Annotated in this window: 12 protein-coding genes; 8 read left to right on the forward strand and 4 right to left on the reverse strand. The window is 45.9% G+C overall.

All coding sequences use genetic code 11. The annotated features are described in order from the left end of the window. Positions 1-361 precede the first annotated feature (361 nt). From HUJ21_RS10485 to HUJ21_RS10495, 3 genes are all read left to right on the forward strand, one after another. Entirely contained in the window at positions 362-1,465 is a 1,104-nt protein-coding gene (locus tag HUJ21_RS10485; protein ID WP_291369523.1) for a DUF5009 domain-containing protein, read from the forward strand. 25 nt (positions 1,466-1,490) lie between these two features. Then, on the forward strand, positions 1,491-2,714 hold the full coding sequence (locus HUJ21_RS10490; protein WP_291369525.1) for an alginate lyase family protein: 1,224 nt from the start codon (positions 1,491-1,493) through the stop codon (positions 2,712-2,714). A gap of 123 nt (positions 2,715-2,837) precedes the next feature. Continuing rightward, on the forward strand, positions 2,838-3,878 hold the full coding sequence (locus HUJ21_RS10495) for a DUF3667 domain-containing protein (protein ID WP_291369527.1): 1,041 nt from the start codon (positions 2,838-2,840) through the stop codon (positions 3,876-3,878). A 712-nt stretch (positions 3,879-4,590) separates the two neighbouring features. On the opposite strand, the gene HUJ21_RS10500 is transcribed toward HUJ21_RS10495, so the two are convergent. Together HUJ21_RS10500 and HUJ21_RS10505 are read right to left on the reverse strand one after the other, a co-directional pair. Then, entirely contained in the window at positions 4,591-5,634 is a 1,044-nt protein-coding gene (locus tag HUJ21_RS10500) for an alginate lyase family protein (protein ID WP_291369529.1), read from the reverse strand. 106 nt (positions 5,635-5,740) lie between these two features. Further along, a complete protein-coding gene (locus tag HUJ21_RS10505; RefSeq protein WP_291369531.1) occupies positions 5,741-6,616 on the reverse strand; it encodes an AraC family transcriptional regulator in 876 nt (291 codons plus the stop codon). Positions 6,617-6,772: 156 nt separating this feature from the next. Between HUJ21_RS10505 and HUJ21_RS10510 the strand changes: the two genes are divergently transcribed. From HUJ21_RS10510 to HUJ21_RS10520, 3 genes are all read left to right on the forward strand, one after another. Continuing rightward, a complete protein-coding gene (locus HUJ21_RS10510) occupies positions 6,773-10,270 on the forward strand; it encodes a PVC-type heme-binding CxxCH protein (protein ID WP_291369533.1) in 3,498 nt (1,165 codons plus the stop codon). Positions 10,271-10,296: 26 nt separating this feature from the next. Beyond that, the gene (locus HUJ21_RS10515; RefSeq protein WP_291369535.1) at positions 10,297-11,157 is read left to right on the forward strand and encodes a sugar phosphate isomerase/epimerase family protein; all 861 of its coding nucleotides are present in this window, start codon (positions 10,297-10,299) and stop codon (positions 11,155-11,157) included. A 280-nt stretch (positions 11,158-11,437) separates the two neighbouring features. Beyond that, positions 11,438-12,553 carry a Gfo/Idh/MocA family oxidoreductase gene (locus HUJ21_RS10520; RefSeq protein ID WP_291369537.1) on the forward strand — a complete coding sequence of 372 codons (1,116 nt, stop codon included), beginning with the start codon at positions 11,438-11,440 and terminating at the stop codon, positions 12,551-12,553. A 401-nt stretch (positions 12,554-12,954) separates the two neighbouring features. On the opposite strand, the gene HUJ21_RS10525 is transcribed toward HUJ21_RS10520, so the two are convergent. Next, positions 12,955-13,185: a hypothetical protein gene (locus HUJ21_RS10525; RefSeq protein ID WP_291369539.1), complete on the reverse strand. Its 231-nt coding sequence runs from the start codon at positions 13,183-13,185 to the stop codon at positions 12,955-12,957. A gap of 214 nt (positions 13,186-13,399) precedes the next feature. Continuing rightward, complete coding sequence (locus HUJ21_RS10530) at positions 13,400-16,348, reverse strand: FAD-binding and (Fe-S)-binding domain-containing protein (protein ID WP_291369540.1); 2,949 nt, start codon at positions 16,346-16,348, stop codon at positions 13,400-13,402. A gap of 136 nt (positions 16,349-16,484) precedes the next feature. Here HUJ21_RS10530 and HUJ21_RS10535 point away from each other — a divergent pair, with 136 nt between their 5' ends. After that, complete coding sequence (locus tag HUJ21_RS10535; RefSeq protein ID WP_291369542.1) at positions 16,485-17,456, forward strand: phosphotransferase; 972 nt, start codon at positions 16,485-16,487, stop codon at positions 17,454-17,456. Further along, positions 17,443-18,726, forward strand: a complete 1,284-nt coding sequence (locus tag HUJ21_RS10540) for an ADP-ribosylglycohydrolase family protein (RefSeq protein ID WP_291369544.1) — start codon at positions 17,443-17,445, stop codon at positions 18,724-18,726. The genes HUJ21_RS10535 and HUJ21_RS10540 overlap by 14 nt, the downstream gene beginning before the upstream one ends. Positions 18,727-18,847 lie beyond the last annotated feature (121 nt).

An 18,847-nucleotide genomic window follows, 5' to 3' on the forward strand; every position in this document is an offset into this window, starting at 1 on the left:
CTAATTTTAAATCCTGATACAACGAACATCCCTAAATTCCTACATATTCCAAAAACCCCTTCGTCATCCCGATTTCTGCGTTTAAAAAAAGTTAATTCTCGCAGTGACGACACCTACCGTCACTCAAGGTTAATTGCAAATCGGGTTTAAACCCTTTCCCTCTCGTTTAAAACGGCTCATTCCCTGCCATTCAAATGCTTTTCTAAAAAATAAATAGAAGGAAAGGTGTATGTAAACAATTTCTCCTATTTTTACCCGAATAAAATATTGGAAAGCATGCAGTTTTGACCGGCTCATTCAATAGCATGAATCCATCACAATAATTATTTTCGCAAAAGCAGGCAAATACGCATTATAACCTATGATCGCAGCTTCACCTTCACCCAACCGAATCCTTTCCATAGATGTTTTGAGGGGATTTGATATGTTAATGATTATTTTTGCGGATCGATTCTTCATGTCCCTTCACCGCGGCGCCGATACCGCGTTGACTGGCGTCCTGGCCAATCAATTCGATCATCCTGAATGGTTTGGATCCACTTTTTATGACATCATCATGCCGCTATTCCTGTTTGTGGTGGGTGCCGTGATCCCCTTTTCCCTGTCGCAGCGCATGCAGGACCAAAACACCAAAGGGCAGCTTTACCGAAAACTGTTCCGGCGATTTGTAATATTATTTATCCTGGGCTGGATCGTACAGGGAAACCTGCTGGCATTAAATGCAGCACAGTTTAAGGTTTTTAGCAATACCCTGCAGGCCATTGCTGTGGGTTATGTTTTTTCCTGCCTGGCCTTTATCCACCTGAGTAAAAACGGCAGGTACCTGTTGTTTGCTTTTTGCCTGATTGCCTATGCCCTGCTGCTCACGGTACCTAATGTCCCCGGAGTAGGAAGAAGCACGCTTTTGCCAGACCAGAATTTTGCCTTATATGTAGACCGGCTGGTATTTGGTCCCTTTGACGATGGCTTGCAATACACCTGGTTGCTTTCTGGACTGGGATTTACAGCCACCACATTATCGGGATTGTTTGCCGGTGAATGGATCAAGTCAGGCATGCCTCGCAAAAAAGTGGCGGGTTACCTGGTAATAGCAGGATTGATAGCTCTGAGTTTGGGATTGATCTGGGGTATTTGGCACCCCATCGTAAAAAAAATATGGACCAGCTCTTTTGTGCTGGCCTCCTCTGGTGTTTGCTACCTTTTGCTGGCCGCTTTCTATTGGATCATTGATGTCAAGGGCAAGACAGGCTGGATTTTTCCGCTGAAAGTAATCGGCATGAATGCCATCACGGCCTATGTGCTCTCCCATGTGATTGATTTTCCCGGTATAGCAGAAGACTTGCTTTTTGGTCTGGAGCAATACAGTGAAGCCTGGTATCCGGTATGGACCAGCATAGGGGGCTTTGCCCTACTTTATACATTGCTCTGGTACATGTATAAAAAGAATACCTTTATCAAGGTATAGGATTTAAACCAAAACCCAGGACATTATGCCTCAAAGGCCTTTCAAATATTTCTGGTTCAGCCAAATTACCATTTTACTGTTGTTTGGCAGCCTTTCTATGGCGCAAAACAGGGGAGCCATTGGTGTGCTGGTATCTGCTGCAGAACTGGCCGAAATCAAAGACAAAGCCAGGAAAGGAATAGCACCGTACCATCAGAATTTAGAGGAATTCCTGTACTTTACCGACAGCCTGATGCATGTGGCCTCTCAGTGGCAGGAACTGTCCGGAGAGGTAATTGTCCACGGCCGGAGTTCAAGCGATCCCATTCAGCTAAGTTCCACAGGGGCCAAACTGGTATACGGCACGGCCCTGGCCTGGCACCTTACGGGAGAAGAAAAATATGCTCAAAAATCCCGCTCCCTGATCCTGGACCTTACAGATACCTATGACTACCGCAATGATGCCGAAGACAGCTTTCACTGGGGTGCCCAGGGGATATTGAATTTAGCCCGTGGGGGTACTCCCTACTTGTATGCCGCAGACCTGCTGGAATCCTGGTCGGGATGGTCCCAAAAAGACAAGCTACAATACCAGGTTTGGTTAAGGGACATCATGTATCCCAAAGTAGCCTGGGCAAGCCGCTGGCGAAAAAACAATTGGGGTGTGGCTGGTTCGTTTTCATCAGCCCTTATCGCCTGGTACCTGAGGGATCATCCCGATTGGGAGCTGAAAGAAATCAGCCCCAAGGTCCAAATACTCAGCCCCGAAGCAGCTTTTGAATCCCATAACCAATACCAGATCGGCCGTTTGCTCACCAGCGATGAATGGAAAATGGACGGAAAAGTGGAGCTCTGGGGGATTTTACCCAACGGTGCCATTCCGGAGGAAATCAGACGCGGGGATGATCCCATCGACGGAGACCACCTGCCCTCGGATGGTAGCGGGACTCACTATACCATGACTTTTATAGAGCACCTTACGGCCCATGCGGAATTTCTACGAAGGCAAGGCGATACCAGCCTGTACGATCATATCGCCCAAGATGGATCCGGATCGCTTTTGAATGCCTATTTGTTTGTGGTCGATAACCCCGTAAAGTCCCACTGCTTCACTTCCAACCGGATCAATGCAATGTATTTCGCGTATGACTACTACCGGCACCCTGCCCTGCTTTCCTCGCTGCAGCATTGTGGTCCCGGGAATATCTCCGGACAGCGGTTGGCACTTTTTGGCAGGCTTACCAGGCCGGTCGTTGACCGAAAGCAATAAATACCCTACGCGGTGAGGGGCGTAAGCGTGCCGGGGTCAGTTAAAAGCAAATAAATTCCCTGTCTGAAATTGAAAATCGGCCGGACAAAAGTATTTTTGTCACCTGTACCTATCATAATAGCAGTGAAAGCAGATCGGAAGCATGACCATTGCCTGAATTGCGGCAACAGCTTGCCGGAAAGAGATAATTTTTGTCCGGAATGTGGACAGGAAAACAAGGACCAGAAGGTGCCTGTTGGTGTTTTCCTGGAAGAATTGCTCACCAGCCTCTTTAGCTTTGACGGCAGGTTTTTGCAGACCTTGACGGCTTTCTTTTTCAAACCCGGTAAGCTGACAAGGGCATTCAATGAGGGGCAGCGGAGGAAATATACCCATCCAATTAGGCTTTATCTGGTATTTTCCTTGTTTTATTTTTTCATGATCGGCTTCCTTATCCCGAAAGATTTTTTTGACAGGTTGTTAAATGCCGGTCAGGCTACCATTTCGGCTGTACAGCAGCGACAATCCAAAGAGGAAAATGAAACACTCGATCCAGAAACACAAGAGCGGGTGGAGGAAGCGCTGAAAAAGACAGATGCCATTTCTCCGGTAGACATTTCACAACTTCAGGCAGCAAACGACCCGGAGCAGGCCTATACCTGGAAAACACTTCGCTTTCTGTCCATAGACCCCGAGGTGAGTACGGAAAAATTCGGCCATGCACTGGACAGCAGTGCTTATGCTTTTGACGTTGGCCTATCCCTGCAAAAAAAGAGGGACCTGGTGGCACATTCAAACCTATTCCTGATTCAGGTGGCCAAAAACCTGCCCCTGATGATGCTGGTATTGCTGCCGGTTTTCGCCCTTTTTATCCATATACTCTTTGGCAGCCGAAAGGTCTATTTCATTGAAAACATCATCCTGGGCTTTCACCTGCATGCTTTCGCTTATGCGCTGTATGGTACCGTCATCCTGCTGGCATTTTTTGGTGGAATCAGCAGCGGTTGGATCTTTTTGGCTGCGTTTGTATTGGTGACAACTTATGCCTACCTGGCCCTATTGCGTTTGTACAAGCAGCACTGGTTCAAGACCCTGATCAAGTTCTGGATACTTGGAGGCATGTACCTGATAGTTTTGCTCGTTGGGATGGCAGCGGAATTGTACCTTTCTCTGCTGCTGCTTTGATATGGACCCCTACTGAACCGGCAAAAACGGATGTTGCCTGCCAGGGGTATTTTTCATCTCTTCGTGAATGGCACACATATCTCGCCCCGTCAGGGCTGGGGTTCACATTACAGATGATGGCACAGGGCTTCACCCTGTGCTTTGGTATTTTGCCCCTTCAGGGCTTGGATACCAGATAATTTACTTTCTGATTTACACTAATAGGGGTTGGAGATTTTTATTTTTTTACTGTAATGATTGATGGGAATAAACCTCTCGGAATTATTACTAACACATCTGACCTGAGCCCTGAAGGGGCGCCATACCTCAGCGATGGGTGGAGCCCATCGGAAAAAAGTCAATGTGATTTCTGAGCCCTGGAGGGGCGGGATATTTTCCATGTATCCAGGACGAGTCAAACATATCTCGCCCCGTCAGGGCTGGGGTTCACATTACAGACGGTGGCACAGGGCTTCACCCTGTGCTTTGGTATTTTGCCCCTTCAGGGCTTGGATATCGGATAATTTACTTTCTGATTTACACTAATAGGGGTTGCAGATTTTTATTTTTTTACTATAATGATTGATGGGAATAATTGGATCTAGTGGATGATGGTACAGTTGATTAACCCTTAACTACCACCGTTGAGTCCGGCAAAAAGATAAAATTACAAATAGACAGCTAAAAAAAAGACTGGCCAGTAACCGGTACCTTAACCCATAGCAATTATCGTCTAATCCAATAAATCAGAAATCTGACACAGAGGCAATTCACACTGATCCATGCGGTATTTATCGTCAAAATAAGCTGCCAGTGCCATGGTTTCATAGGCCTTTTCCGGGTCATAAGCCACTCCGGGTTGGTATTTTTCCAATCCTGCCGCTGCCCTTTCCTGATCCAGCTTAACTTTTGAATTTTCCCATTGCCGGTAAATTTTCTCCCTTTTGGCATAAGGCAGCACATAATCCAGAGAACGGGCCACAGAGGCCCCATCAGCCGTTTCCCGGTAGAAAAAATCCTTTCCACGACCTGCTTCCTGCTCTAAAGTAATTAAAAATTGGAGCAGGGGTTTTAACCCGCTAACATGGTAACTGAGGGCATCCCGTTGCCGTATATCTGCACTGCTCCCGTCGGCAAAAAGGGCATGCTCCACATAGTAGGCCGCTTTTTCTTCTGCCCGGGAAACCAGCTTGTCATCTTCCAGCAACAAACCTATGCTCCCCACCAGATTGATGCGTTTGGTTTCCCAGTTATTCAAAGGAACCCGTTCATTCCCGATTTCAGCCCTTGCCATTTCTCTCAACCATTCCTCCATTGTCTGCTGCTGCCGGCGTTCCATATGCGGTTTCACAAAGGGATAGGCATAAACGATCGGAAGCAATTTATTCTCATTAATCGGGTTGCCGGTAGGTTGAAACATCTCTGCCCAGGCAAGGCTAAAATCCATCATCTTTTGCAGGCTATGGTCATCTCCAAAAAAGGCATGGTGCCAATAAAAAAGGGCCAGCTTATCCATGTCTTCCAGATGGTGGACCGTTTCCACCCTCAAGTGATTATTGTCCAGTAATCCTTCATAATGTATTTCAAGGAGCGGATCAGGTTCGTCCTCCCCAATCTCCGCAAGGGCTGTCTGCAATTCATTCCGAAATGATTCAGGAACTTCTCTGGAATCCAATGATTTTAGTGCTTTAGGGTGCAGCAGGGTGCCGAAATCAGGGTAGATGGCACCCACCTGAAGGATGATCAAAGCTTGTAAAACAGTCGAAATCAGCATCATGGTTATCTGGTTTTGGTATACCTCATCCTAAATTTAATTCTTTTTCGCTGCTTAAATAAAAAAACCAGAAAAATGCCCTGGGGATGCTGATGCGGAACCTAAAAAATTAATCAAAACGATGGATAAAATCCTTTTTATAGGCCAGCGGTGTCATGTTCATTTTCTCTTTGAACTGCCGGTTGAAGTTTGACAAGGTATTGAAGCCACTTTCATAGCTGACCTCGCTGATATTCAGGTTTTCCTTGTGCAACAGCTTGCAGGCATGGCTGATCCTCACCTCCGATAAAAAATCAGAGAAGGATTTATTCGTCCTGGACCGGAAATACCTGGAAAAGGAACTGCTGCTCATGTTGATCAGTCCGGCCACTTCTTCCAGTTTAATGGGCTGCTGAAAATGGTCCATCACAAAGGCATATACCTTGCTCATCCGGTCCTTTTCAGATTCCTTATTGGCATTGATATACCCTGCCTGAACAATGGGATTTACCTCATTGGAGCGGGCCATAAGCAGTAAAATTTTCAACAAACCAATGATTTTATCCAAACCTTTTTGCTCCAAAAGCCTGATCAGTAAAGGCCTGATGCTTTCATTGGTCTCTCCATGAATCTCCAGCCCAAGGGATGCTTTACCCAACAATCCCAGCAATTCCTCAAATTCTTCCTTTTGCAGCAAATCCTGCCCGATGAAGTTTTCAGGAAAATACACCACAATCCCATGGGTTATTAATTGGCTGTCTTTGTCAAAGTATTCCTGGTCATTCCGCCACAGGTGGGGTAAATTAGGCCCTGTGAAGACCAGGTCATGTTCTTTGAAGGTACGCATGTCATCGCCTACAAAACGGGTACCTCTGCCTTTCAAAACCAAAAACAGCTGGTACTCCGGGTGGAAGTGCCAGTTTTTATCAAAATTAGGGGCGATTAATTCCTTTATCACGAAGGCATTCTGCTCAGGAATTCGGGATTTTTGGAATGCTTTTTTCAACAGCTAGTTACTTTATGCAATAAATAGAGCTAAATATACGTAAAAATGACAAAATACAGTCACAATTAGATAAAAAACAGTAAGAAATACACTTATAAATCACTCAAATTAGTAGATTGAAACAATAAGGCAATAAGTACCCAAACATTAATAACAATGAAGTATATCGGGTTAATCACTGTAGCCATGCTCCTCATGATGGGATGTGGTGGCAACTCCTCCAAAATTGAACTCTCGGATGGTCCCAGACGGGCAGAAATCCTGTTCCTCGGCCATGAAAGCACCCACCACAATTCCGAAAAACTAATGCCTGGCCTGGCCAGACACCTTTTCCAGCAAGGTATCAACCTTACCTATACGGCCGATCCTGATGACCTGAATGCCGAAAAACTCAGGCTTTACGATGGCCTGATGATCTATGCCAACCATGACGAGATTACAGCCGAACAGGAAACGGCCTTGAAGGAGTATGTGGAAGGGGGCAAAGCTTTGATTCCCATACACAGTGCTTCCTTTTGTTTTCGAAATTCCGATTGGTTTGTAGAAGCAGTTGGAGGGCAATTCTCCTCCCACGGTACCGGAGATTTTACCGCCAGCATTACCGATTCCTCTCACCCTGTGATGGAAGGCATTTCCGAATTTGAAACCTGGGATGAAACCTATGTGCACAGCGAGCTGAACGAGGACATGACCGTCCTCATGGAGCGCGTAGAAGGAGATCACAGGGAACCTTACACCTGGGTCAGGGAGCAGGGCAAAGGCAGGGTTTTTTACACCGCCTACGGGCATGATGAGCGAACCTGGAATCAGCCTGAATTCCTGAAATTGGTTGCCAATGGCGTTCTTTGGGCCGTTGGGGAAAAAGTAGCCCAACAAGTGGCCGATTATGATATTCCCCAAACGGTGTTTGAAGATGCAGTAATCCCCAATTACGAAAACCGGGATCCTGCGCCAAGATATCAACTCCCCCTCTCTCCTGAAGAATCCATGAAACTGGTTCAGGTGCCCGTAGGCTTTGAACTGCAGTTGTTTGCCTCCGAGCCGGATATTATCAATCCCATGGCCATGTGTTGGGATGACAAAGGACGTTTGTATGTCATAGAAACCACCGATTACCCCAATGAAGTAAGACAGGAAGGTGGTGATGATAAAATTAAAATCCTGGAAGATACCGACGGAGATGGTAAAGCAGATAAAATCACGGTATTTGCAGAAGGCCTGAATATCCCTACCAGTATGGTGTATGTAAATGGAGGCATATTGATTTCCATGGCACCTGATTTTGTGTTTTTGAAAGATACGGATGGCGATGACAAGGCAGACCAGCGGGAAACCATCATTACAGGATGGGGCAAAAGCGACACCCATGCCGGACCTTCCAATCTGCGTTATGGCTTTGACAACAAAATCTGGGGGGTATTGGGCTATTCCGGTTTCCGGGGCGAAATAGACAACAAACCCTTTTCCTTCAGTCAGGGCGTTTACCGTTTCGATCCGGATGGGACAGATTTTGAATTTCTGGGCAATACCAGCAACAATACCTGGGGCCTGGGATTTTCTGAGGAAAACAATGTATTCATTTCTACAGCCAACGGACAGCACAGTGCTTACCTGGCCATGCCCGGCAAATATGTCAGAAGGCCCGTTCATGGCGGATCCGTCAATGCAGTTCATGGCATAGACTCCCATTATGACATGCCTCACCTGACGCCCTTTTTGAGGCAGGTTGACTGGCATGGTGGATATACAGCGGCTGCGGGACATCACTTTTATACCGCAAGAAACTTTCCCAAATCTTACTGGAACAGGGTAGCTTTTGTAGCAGAACCCACCGGCAGGGTATTGCACAATGCCATCATCGAAAAGGATGGGTCTGGGTTCGTAGAGAAAAATGGCTTCAATATCCTGGCCAGTTCAGACGAATGGTTTTCCCCTGTACACGCTGAAGTAGGTCCTGACGGGGCCTTATGGATTGCCGATTGGTACAATTTTATTATACAGCATAACCCCACCCCTAAAGGTTTTGAAAATGGGGAGGGAAATGCCTACATCAATCCCATGCGGGACAGGGAGCATGGCAGGATCTACAGAATGGTTTATAAGGGATCGGATAATTACCAGACCATGGACATTGATCCCTCCAGCAACAGTGACCTGATCAGTGGATTGAAAAGTGACAACATGTTTTGGCGCATGACCGCTCAAAAACTGATTGTAGAAAACCAGAACACCAGCATTACCAATGAATTATTAAAATTGGTAGACAATACATCTGTGGATGAAATCGGGCTAAACAGCCCTGCTGTGCATGCTTTGTGGGCCTTGCACGGAACCGGGGCACTGGATGGCAGCAATGAAGCTGCATTGGAGGTCGTCACCCGGGCATTGAACCATCCTGCTGCAGGAGTGCGGAAAAATGCCCTGATGGTATTACCCAGAGACCAGCAGGTTTTGCAGGCCATACTGGATGCCAACTTACTCAATGACCCGGATCTGAATACCAGGAAGGCGGCATTTCTGGCCGTTGCGGATATGCCCTCATCGGATGCAGCATCCAAACTAATCCTGGAAGCCAGCAATGACGCCGACAATTCCACCGATGATTACCTGCCCCAGGCCATATTTGCCGCAGTTTTGAGCCATCCACAATCCTTCAATGAGTTGTCCGGAACTATTCTGGATGTCAACAAACCGGATTCCCTGATGACCTTGGGAGAAAAAGTAACCAAGAGTCTTGTCGAGGAACAATACAGTCTCGACAGGAGGGCAGGTATCCCCTACCCGCCGGAAATAGCCGGAAAGGAAATTCATGTTCAAGCGACCATCAGCAAGGCCGATGAGGCACTTGAGGGTGTCATTCTCGCTCAGGGCAACGCAGAAAACGGCTATAGTCTTTACATTCAAAATAACAGGATCTACTGGTTGGTGAAACAGGCCGGAAAAACCTATCAGGCTACCTCCCGAGGTGCACTTCCGGAACAGCAGTTTGAATTGAAAGCCAGCTTGCTGGAAAATGGTGATATGGCCATCAGCATAGATGACAAACAAGTTGGTTCGGCGATGGCCCCCGGTTTGTTTTCGAATACACTTAGCCCGGATAGAGTCAGAATCGGCCATGACAACATGGGCTCCGATCAGGTGGGCACCTATCCCGACCGGTTTTATTTCAGGGGAAGAATGAATAGCCGTACTTCACACCTGAATTTAAAAGTCCCTGCAGACGACGCTGGCGAAAGCAGCACAGCATCAGCCGAGGTAGCCTCCGGCAGTACTGCCGGTGCTGTGACCATCAAGATGGGTGTGATCCAGCATGAAATGAAATTCGATAAACCAACTTTCACCGTTAAGGCAGGACAGCAGGTAACCATAGATTTCGTCAATGATGACTTCATGCAGCACAATCTGCTGATCGGAAAGGCAGGCAGCCTGGAAACCATTGGAAAGGCAGCCGATGCACTGGCCCGGGATCCGAATGGCATGGAAATGAATTTCGTGCCCAAAATCCCTGAAGTGCTTGCCGCTACTCCGCTGGTCAATCCTGAGACGAGCGAGAGCCTGGTATTTACCGCTCCCACAGAACCGGGAGAATACCCTTACCTTTGTACTGTTCCCGGACATTGGAGAATCATGAACGGCATCATGATTGTAGAATAATTTTTTTTTCAACAAAACCCAAGAATATGGCTTTAGACATAAAATTAGGTGTTACTACCTGGCTGTGGACCTCCCCTTTTGGTTCGGAATCGGTATCCCTTTTTCCAAAAATCAGGAAAATGGGCTATGATGCGGTGGAAATCCCGGTGGAGGACCCATTGCTGATCGACACAGGGATAGTAAAACAGGCCCTTGCTGACAATGGATTGAAACCCATTATTTGCGGTGCTTTTGGTCCCGGAAGAGACCTTACCCATGAGGATCCCTCCTTCCACAAAACCAGTTTTGATTATATTCAACAGTGCCTGCAAATCAGTGCGGAGCTGGGAGCCTCCTTTGTGGCGGGTCCCATGTATTCAGCGGTGGGAAAGGCCCGGCTTGTATCCCCGGAGCAAAAAAAGATAGAATGGGACAGGGCGGTCAGCAACCTTTACAAGGTATGTCAAATGGCCAAATCGGCGGGACAGGAAATTGCCCTGGAAGCACTGAACCGTTTTGAAACCGACCTGATCAATACCACAGCTGACCTGATGAGGCTGATTGAAGACATCAACCACCCTGCAGCCAAAGTATTGTTGGATGGTTTTCACATGAACATAGAAGAACCTGATATCGAAAAAGCCATCGAGCAGGCAGGAGACAAGCTGATCCATGTGCAGGTATCCGAGAATTACCGGGGCACTCCGGGAACAGGTCAAACCCGTTGGGATGCCTACAAAAGGGGGCTGGAAAAAGTAAATTATTCCGGTACCGTCACCATAGAAAGTTTTACGCCTGAAATCAAAGAGTTGGCCGGAGCCGTCTGTATCTGGAGGCCCTTGGCAGAAAGCCAGGATGCCTTTGCTGCCGATGGCTACAAATTTCTTAAATCCTGGGCGGCAGACTGAAACCTGCCAACCGCATAAGTTAAGTTTCATTCCTTGATTGAAAGCAGCTGGGAGCAGTATATGCCCTTACAGATCGATTTAAATTTTGATTGTATTTTCCAAATGATAGTGCTTGTTCGTTTGCTTACGACCTCCAGTTAGGTACAAATTACCACGGGTTGAATCCCCTGGTTAATAAGAGAATAATATGCAGTTTTGTCTCAATTTTTGCTTTTTTAGGCAAAAATTGAGACAAAACGGGAATTGCGAATCATGAGTTTCATAAAATAATAATTATACCATGACTGACAAAAAATTAAACATCGCCATAATCGGCTTGGGTTTTGGAGCAGAGTTTATCCCCATCTACGAAAAGCATCCCCTGGCCAATATGTATGCCATTTGCCAGAGAAACGAAGAAAAGTTAAACGAAATCGGAGATGCTTTTGGCATAGAAAAGCGGTACACAGATTATGATGAACTGTTAAAAGACCCAAATATTGATGCGGTCCATATCAATACTCCCATTCAGGCACATGCGGAGCAATCCCTGAAAGCCCTGAGGGCAGGGAAACACGTGGCTTGTACCGTACCTATGGCTACTACAGTAGAAGAATGCCGGCAGATCGTAGCAGAAACCGAAAAGTCCGGACTTACCTACATGATGATGGAAACCGTCATTTACAGCAGGGAATTTCTCTTTGTCAAAGAGATGTATGAAAAGGGTGAAATGGGTAAACTGCAATTTCTTCGCGCCAGCCACCAGCAGGAGATGGCCGGATGGCCGGGCTATTGGGAGGGTTTGCCTCCCATGCACTATGCCACTCACTGCGTAGGCCCGGTACTTGCTTTGCCGAAAGGACAAGCGGAATATGTTTCCTGTTTTGGCTCCGGAAGGATAGACGAAAACCTGATAGCGAAATATGGCTCACCCTTTGCCATCGAAACCTGCCATATCAAGCTAAAGGATTCGGATTTATCTGCAGAAGTAACCCGGTCCCTTTTCAATACTGCCAGGCAATACAGGGAAAGTTTTGATGCCTACGGTTCTGAAAAATCCTTTGAATGGACCCTGATCGAGCATGAAGACAGTGTGGTGCACACAGGAGAAGCGCCTGCCAAGGTTAAAATACCAGACTATGGCCATCTATTACCCGATGAAATAGCAGGTTTTACCCAGCAAGGGGTGTATGATTCTGATGAAAACCAACACCTTTCCTTTATTCAGGGGGCTGGTCATGGAGGCTCCCATCCCCACCTGGTGCATGAGTTTCTTACCGCTTTACATGAAGGAAGGGCACCCTATCCGGATGCCCGCCAATCTGCCAATATCACCTGTGTGGGCATTTTGGCGCATGAATCAGCCATGAAAGGCGGTGAAATTAGGAAATTGCCAGAGTTTACTTTGAAAAGTTAAAGTTATAATCCATCAATAGAGGCCTGTGCATATGATGCCAGGCCTTTTTTGGTATTAGACCGAATAACTGCGCGTCGGGTAAAAAGCTGCAAAATAGATTTACCTTTTCATCTCCCCTGGATTACGATGGGTATTAAAAAAAATTGTAACGTAAACTGTATCTTTTACAATTCGGTAAATAATTTTAAATTCACCCTCTACCAACCTTTTATGTCCTTGTTTTAATGATTTGAGATAAGGTTCTTCTAGACCCCTATGAGGCTGATCTGCCTAGCTTACGGCTTTCTGTAAAAGTTTTTTGCCTAGAAACAAAGCTTTACTTTCTGGTACATGCCGGACTTGAATTAAAAAATCAAGTTCTTTTTCCAATCTTTGCTAGGCTTCGTCGGTGATGATTACCTTCATCCCCCAAACCGCTTTTCCAAGCGTTCTTCAATTTCTTCAGGTGTATGAACCCTGCCAGCTTTTATATCTCTATTCGCTCTTTTGGAACTTTCTTCCATTTCCTCACGGATTCTGGCTTCCCGAAGGCTCTCCTTCTCAAATACTTCTTTAAGCTGAAAAAGTACACTTTCTTCTTTTGTATCCAGCAAGAGCTGCATTAATTCCAATTTTGTTGCCTGAACATTCATTTAATTGGCATTTTTGCTTCTATAAATGTAACATTTTAAATCACTTTATCAGTTTCATTTTGTATGTTTTTCGCTTTTCTTCCAACGCCGTAAAAGCTACGTGGTTCACTTTTTTATGCTGAATTTGCTGCATTCCCTATTGTTACAAGCTTGAGTTTCGAGTTGTCCCATCAAAAATTGACCGCCCTTTTGCCTATCTGCTTTTAACATAGATTTACCTTTTCAAAGCATCAAACAAAATCTCCACAGGATGCTGGGCCTTTCTACCGGTACCATCGGCGATCTGATGGCGGCAGCTGGTGCCCGGAGCGGCAATCAACGTTTCTTCCTCCGCATCCCTTACCGCTGGAAACAATACCATTTCCCCTATCTGCATGCTCAACGTGTAATGCTCCTTTTCATAGCCAAATGAGCCTGCCATACCGCAACAACCGGAGGGAATTACCTTTACTTCGAAATTTTGGGGCAGTTCCAGTATTTTTTTGGAATAATTGACAGAGGAAAGTGCCTTTTGGTGGCAATGCCCGTGAAGCCTGACTTGTTTTTTTTCACTGGTAAAAGCCTGGCTATCAATATTACCGGCAATAAATTCCTTGGCCAGAAACTCATCTATCATTTCGCAGTGAAACTTCAGGGTTTTTGCCTTTTCCCTTAAATCTTTGCCTACCAATCTTGGGTATTCATCCCTGAAACTAAGTATGGCAGATGGCTCCAATCCCAATAAAGGATGTTCTGCATCCACCAGATTTGAAAAAAACCGCACATTCTTTTCGGCAGCTTTCTGGGCATAGTCTAGCAGGCCTTTGGAAATGGCTCCCCTCCCACTTTCGGCATGGTCTACTATTTTCACTTCATAGCCCAAATGCCTGAGCAGTTTGATGGCTTTGATTCCGGTGCCCGTATCATTGTGGTTGGTAAATTCATCACAAAAAAAGTAGACTGTTTTGATGATATCTTTTCCTTTCAACCGGGTATACTCCTTCTTATACCATTGTCTCAAGGATTGCTTGCTGATGGCTGGAAGATTTCGCTCAGGAGCTACATGTAATATCTTTTTCAAGCCTGCTCCGGTGGTGCCGTTAGACAGGAAAAAATTGGATATTCCCGGAACCAGGCTTCCCAAACCGTTCAATTTATTGATATAGGCAAAGGCCCTGGATCTCAACGGAACTCCATTGGATTTGTGGTACTGGTATTGGAATTCTGCTTTCAGGGTGGCCATGTCAACATTGGAAGGGCACTCAGAAGTGCAGCCTTTACAGGAAAGGCACAGGTCCATCACCTCTTTAATCTCAGGATGATCAAAGGGATTTGACTTATTGCTGTTGGTCAAAAACTCGCGAAGGGTATTGGCCCGGCCACGGGTCGTGTCCTTTTCATATCGGGTGGCCTGAAAGCTGGGGCACATGGTGCCACCGCCTGAATTGGGCAATTTCCGGCAGTCTCCGGAACCGTTGCATTTCTCCGCCATGCGCAGGATCCCACCTACATGACTGAAATCAAATTTGGTTTCATGTTCAGGCGTAGCCATATCAGGTTCGTACCGCAAGGAAGTATTCATGGGCGGGGCATCCACAATTTTTCCCGGATTAAAAATACCTTTGGGATCCCAGGTACCCTTCAGCCTTTTGAATAGCTCATAATTGTCCTGCCCTACCATCATGGGAATGAAGGCAGCCCTCACCCTTCCGTCACCATGTTCCCCACTAAGGGAGCCCTGGTATTTCTTGACCAGTCTTGCACTGGCTTCACTGATTTGATAAAATTCTTCAACGTCTTTGGCCTTTTTGAGATCGAGGATAGGCCTGAGGTGGATCTCTCCTGCCCCTGCATGGGCGTAATACACTGGCTCCTGCCCGAAACCCTTCATGATTTCGGCAAATTCATCAATATAATTTGCCAGATCGTGAATATCCACCGCTGTATCCTCAATACAGGCCACGGCTTTTTTATCGCCCGGTATATTGGCCAGCAGGCCCAAACCAGCACTTCTAAGCTCCCAGGCGCTGCTTGTCCGTTCCGGACCAATTACCGGATAGGCATATCCCAGTCCGGCATCTTTTAGCGAATTCACAAATACCAGTCCCTGCTCCCTGGCTTCAGCTATGGTTTTGCCCCTGAATTCTACCATTAGAATGGCTTTTGGATCCCCTTCAACAAAATCCCTGTTTTTGCTTTGCTCCACATTCTCCTTGGTGCAATCCAGAATGATTTTGTCCATCAATTCCACTGCCGTAGGTGTGTGCTTCATGGCCACCTGCGCGGCTTTCATGCTTTCATGTATGCTTTCAAAGTGAGCGGCAACTACAATATCACAGGGGTCTGGCAAGGGGTCCAGGTGAATTTTAATTTCCGTGGTGATGGCAAGTGTACCTTCAGATCCGCAAAGCAACTTGCAAAAATCAAATTGAGCGTCAACGGCTGAAAACAGTTGGGATTCCAGTAAATAATCTACTGCATATCCTGTATTTCTACGATGTATGCTGGCTTTTGGAAAATGATCCCTGATGTTATTTTGTATTTCCGGATTACTGAGTTCATCCCGAATATGTCTGTATAGTTCTCCTTCCTTGTTATTCTGCTTGCATTTTAACTCAAAATCTGCCGGACTCATGGGATGAAAAATGACCTCCGATCCATCGCTGAGCAAAACTTTCAATTCCATTACATGTTCCCGGGTACTACCATAAACTATGGAAGTGGTACCGCAACTGTTGTTGCCCACCATACCTCCGATCATGGCACGGGTAGCGGTACTGGTAATGGGACTAAAAAAATAACCGTGATCTTTGAGGTAATTGTTGAGTTCGTTTCGGACCACTCCTGGCTGGACCCGGATCCAACCCTCATTTTTATTGAATTCAATTACCTTGTTCAGGTACTTGGATACATCCACCACTATGCCTTCTCCTACACATTGCCCAGCCAGGGAGGTTCCTGCCGTGCGGGGAATCAGCGAAGTTGCATTTTCAGTGGCAAACTGAATCAATTTTTGAATATCAGATGTATTTTTAGGCAAGGCCACGGCCAAAGGAAGGGAACGGTAGACAGAAGCATCTGTGGCGTACAGTGTTTTCATTAAACTGTCGAAATGCAATTCGCCATCCAACTTTCCGGCCAATTGCACCAAAAGTGCATTAAAATCCATTGTGTTCTTACTCATGGATCAAAAATATAACAGTTAACACTAGGAATGAACAGGAAAAGGGGATTTTATTTTAATAAAAGCACACAGGATCCAATTATGGTTTCTATTTTTGATCTTCCATACCCATGCTTTTCATTCGTTATTAAAAATTATGTTATTACAAACCCCTCTTGACCAGGTACAAATTGAACATTTACGAAAAAATGGAATGCTTCATCCGGATGAGATGGTGATCAGCAGTGAAAAGGCAGGAGAAGGTAACATGAACGTTACTTTAACCATTAACACAGAAAAAAGATCGTTTGTGTTGAAGCAGTCCAGGGACCACGTAGTCAAGTATCCGCAGGTGCCAGCACCCCGTGAGAGAACGGGTATAGAATTTGCCTTCTACAAAACCCTTGCCGGGGATGAGGTCCTTGAGTCCTTTTCTCCCAAAGTGCTGGGTTTTGATCCTTCCCATTGGTTACTGGCATTGGCCCACCTGAAAAAGGCGAAAGATTTTCTGGATATATACCAACATCCGGAAATTTTGCAAAACCATCAGTTGGAAGATTTGCTGCATTACCTGAAATCTCTGCATCATTTAGCCATTGATGCTTTTCCTGAAAATAGGGCCATGAGAAAACTGAACCACCAGCACATTTTTGTCCTGCCGTTTCAGAAAGACAATGGATTTGATCTGGACCAAATCCAGCCGGGCCTGCAGGATCTTTCTGAAATAATAAAAAGCAACAAGGAGTTGCTCCATCAAATCAATTTATTAGGGGAAAGGTATCTTAGCAAGGGAAAACACCTGATTCATGGCGATTTCTATCCCGGAAGCTGGTTGGATACTTCAGACGGTATGAAAGTGATCGATACCGAATTTGCATTCATGGGTGATCCTGAGTTTGATCTGGGCGTAATGCTGGCACACCTGAATATGTCCCGGATACCGGACAGCCTGATAGAAAAAATACGTAATTCTTATCCACTGAACACCAAATGGCTCGCCCAATATACGGGAGTGGAAATTCTGCGCCGCATATTTGGACTGGCCCAACTCCCCTTATCGTTAACCTTACCAGACAAGGAAAAACTAAGCCTTTACGCTATTGATCTTCTCCTCAATGAACAATTTTAAAACCCTTATTTTGTTATTTTTGCTATCATGGATCAGTTCTTGCAGTTCTGATAACCGGCCTCCGGAAAAGGCCGAATTGACCAATGAGCCAGCCCCCACTTTAAGTCTTAGCCCTGCTGAATTGGAGGACAAGGTAAAAGGAATGCTCATTGGCAGTGCGATTGGGGATGCCATGGGTGCGCCAACAGAGATGTGGAGCAGAGATGACATCAACAGAGAATATGGGTGGGTTACCCAACTGAATAATATGGTTAGGGAAGTTTCCCCTGAGGGAACCTGGAAGGTTAATTTACCTGCCGGTGGAACAACCGACGATACCCGGTGGAAAAAGCTGACCTTTGAGTATTTGGAAAAACAAAATGACCTGGAACTTGATCCGGTTCAGTTTTCAGAACAAATCCTTAAGGAGTATGAAATGTATTTTGAGGATTTTAAAACCCTGCAACCCGAAGAAACCGAAGCATTGGAATATGCCAATCTGAGGGTGCTTTGGCTCCAGGAATGGTACAAAGTATCTCAACCACTGCTTGAAAATAACCTGATGGGCTACCAAAAAGCATTGGGAAAATTTTATGGTGGAGAAATGGTCTGTGCAGGTTTACTTTATTCCCCTGCCCTGGGTCTTTTATATCCGGGACAGCCTGAAAAAGCCTATGAACAAGCCTTTAACCTAAGCTTGTTTGATTTGGGCTACGCCAAGGATATCAGTGCCTTATCCGCGGCCATGACGGCAGCAGCCATGACAGCATCCGGAAAACCGGAAAATATGCTGGAAGTGCTGCGAAGGGTAGACCCTGAAAGCTATTTCAAAAGCCGGTTGGTGGGAAGAAGCAGCTACCGCATTCTGCAAACTGCCCTTTCAATCGTTGAAGAAGCGAAAGGAAGTTCGATCATGGAAAATGAATTAACTGGCCAGGATGAATCCCCGAAAGCGGCCATCATGAAGGCTTTCGAACTACTGGATGAGCAATTGCAGGACATGCCATTTCATGCAGGTGAGATCCATTTGCAAGTCCTGACCGCTATGTTGTTCAGCGATTTTGAATTTCTGGATACCCTGGTCTTTTTGGTCAATTTTGGCAGGGACAATGATACCACCGCAGCTGTGGCCGGTGCCATATTGGGAGCTTATCATGGATTTGAAAACCTGCCGGAAACCATGAAAAACCAGGTAATTGAAGCAAACAAAAATGAGTTGGATATAGATTTGATTGGCCTGGCAGAAAAACAAACAGCCCAAATCCAATCCCTCTACAGTAGAAAAGAGTAGCTTTGCAGGCAAACAAATAACCTAAAATAAAGTTAAATTCCGGGAAAAATGAGTAAATGTAAAAGGGGAATATAACTAATATATGCCTCAATTAATTCATTCATACCTATACTTGTCTCTT

The organism is Cyclobacterium sp., from assembly GCF_014762705.1.
In the GTDB taxonomy this organism is placed as follows: domain Bacteria; phylum Bacteroidota; class Bacteroidia; order Cytophagales; family Cyclobacteriaceae; genus Cyclobacterium.

Bases quoted from the DNA above. Each gene is read 5' to 3' on its own strand.
- HUJ21_RS10485 (WP_291369523.1), top strand. From the start codon at position 362: ATGATCGCAGCTTCACCTTCACCCAACCGAATCCTTTCCATAGATGTT.
- HUJ21_RS10490 (WP_291369525.1), top strand. From the start codon at position 1,491: ATGCCTCAAAGGCCTTTCAAATATTTCTGGTTCAGCCAAATTACCATT.
- HUJ21_RS10500 (WP_291369529.1), bottom strand. From the start codon at position 5,634: ATGATGCTGATTTCGACTGTTTTACAAGCTTTGATCATCCTTCAGGTG.
- HUJ21_RS10510 (WP_291369533.1), top strand. From the start codon at position 6,773: ATGAAGTATATCGGGTTAATCACTGTAGCCATGCTCCTCATGATGGGA.
- HUJ21_RS10515 (WP_291369535.1), top strand. From the start codon at position 10,297: ATGGCTTTAGACATAAAATTAGGTGTTACTACCTGGCTGTGGACCTCC.
- HUJ21_RS10520 (WP_291369537.1), top strand. From the start codon at position 11,438: ATGACTGACAAAAAATTAAACATCGCCATAATCGGCTTGGGTTTTGGA.
- HUJ21_RS10525 (WP_291369539.1), bottom strand. From the start codon at position 13,185: ATGAATGTTCAGGCAACAAAATTGGAATTAATGCAGCTCTTGCTGGAT.
- HUJ21_RS10530 (WP_291369540.1), bottom strand. From the start codon at position 16,348: ATGAGTAAGAACACAATGGATTTTAATGCACTTTTGGTGCAATTGGCC.
- HUJ21_RS10535 (WP_291369542.1), top strand. From the start codon at position 16,485: ATGTTATTACAAACCCCTCTTGACCAGGTACAAATTGAACATTTACGA.
- HUJ21_RS10540 (WP_291369544.1), top strand. From the start codon at position 17,443: ATGAACAATTTTAAAACCCTTATTTTGTTATTTTTGCTATCATGGATC.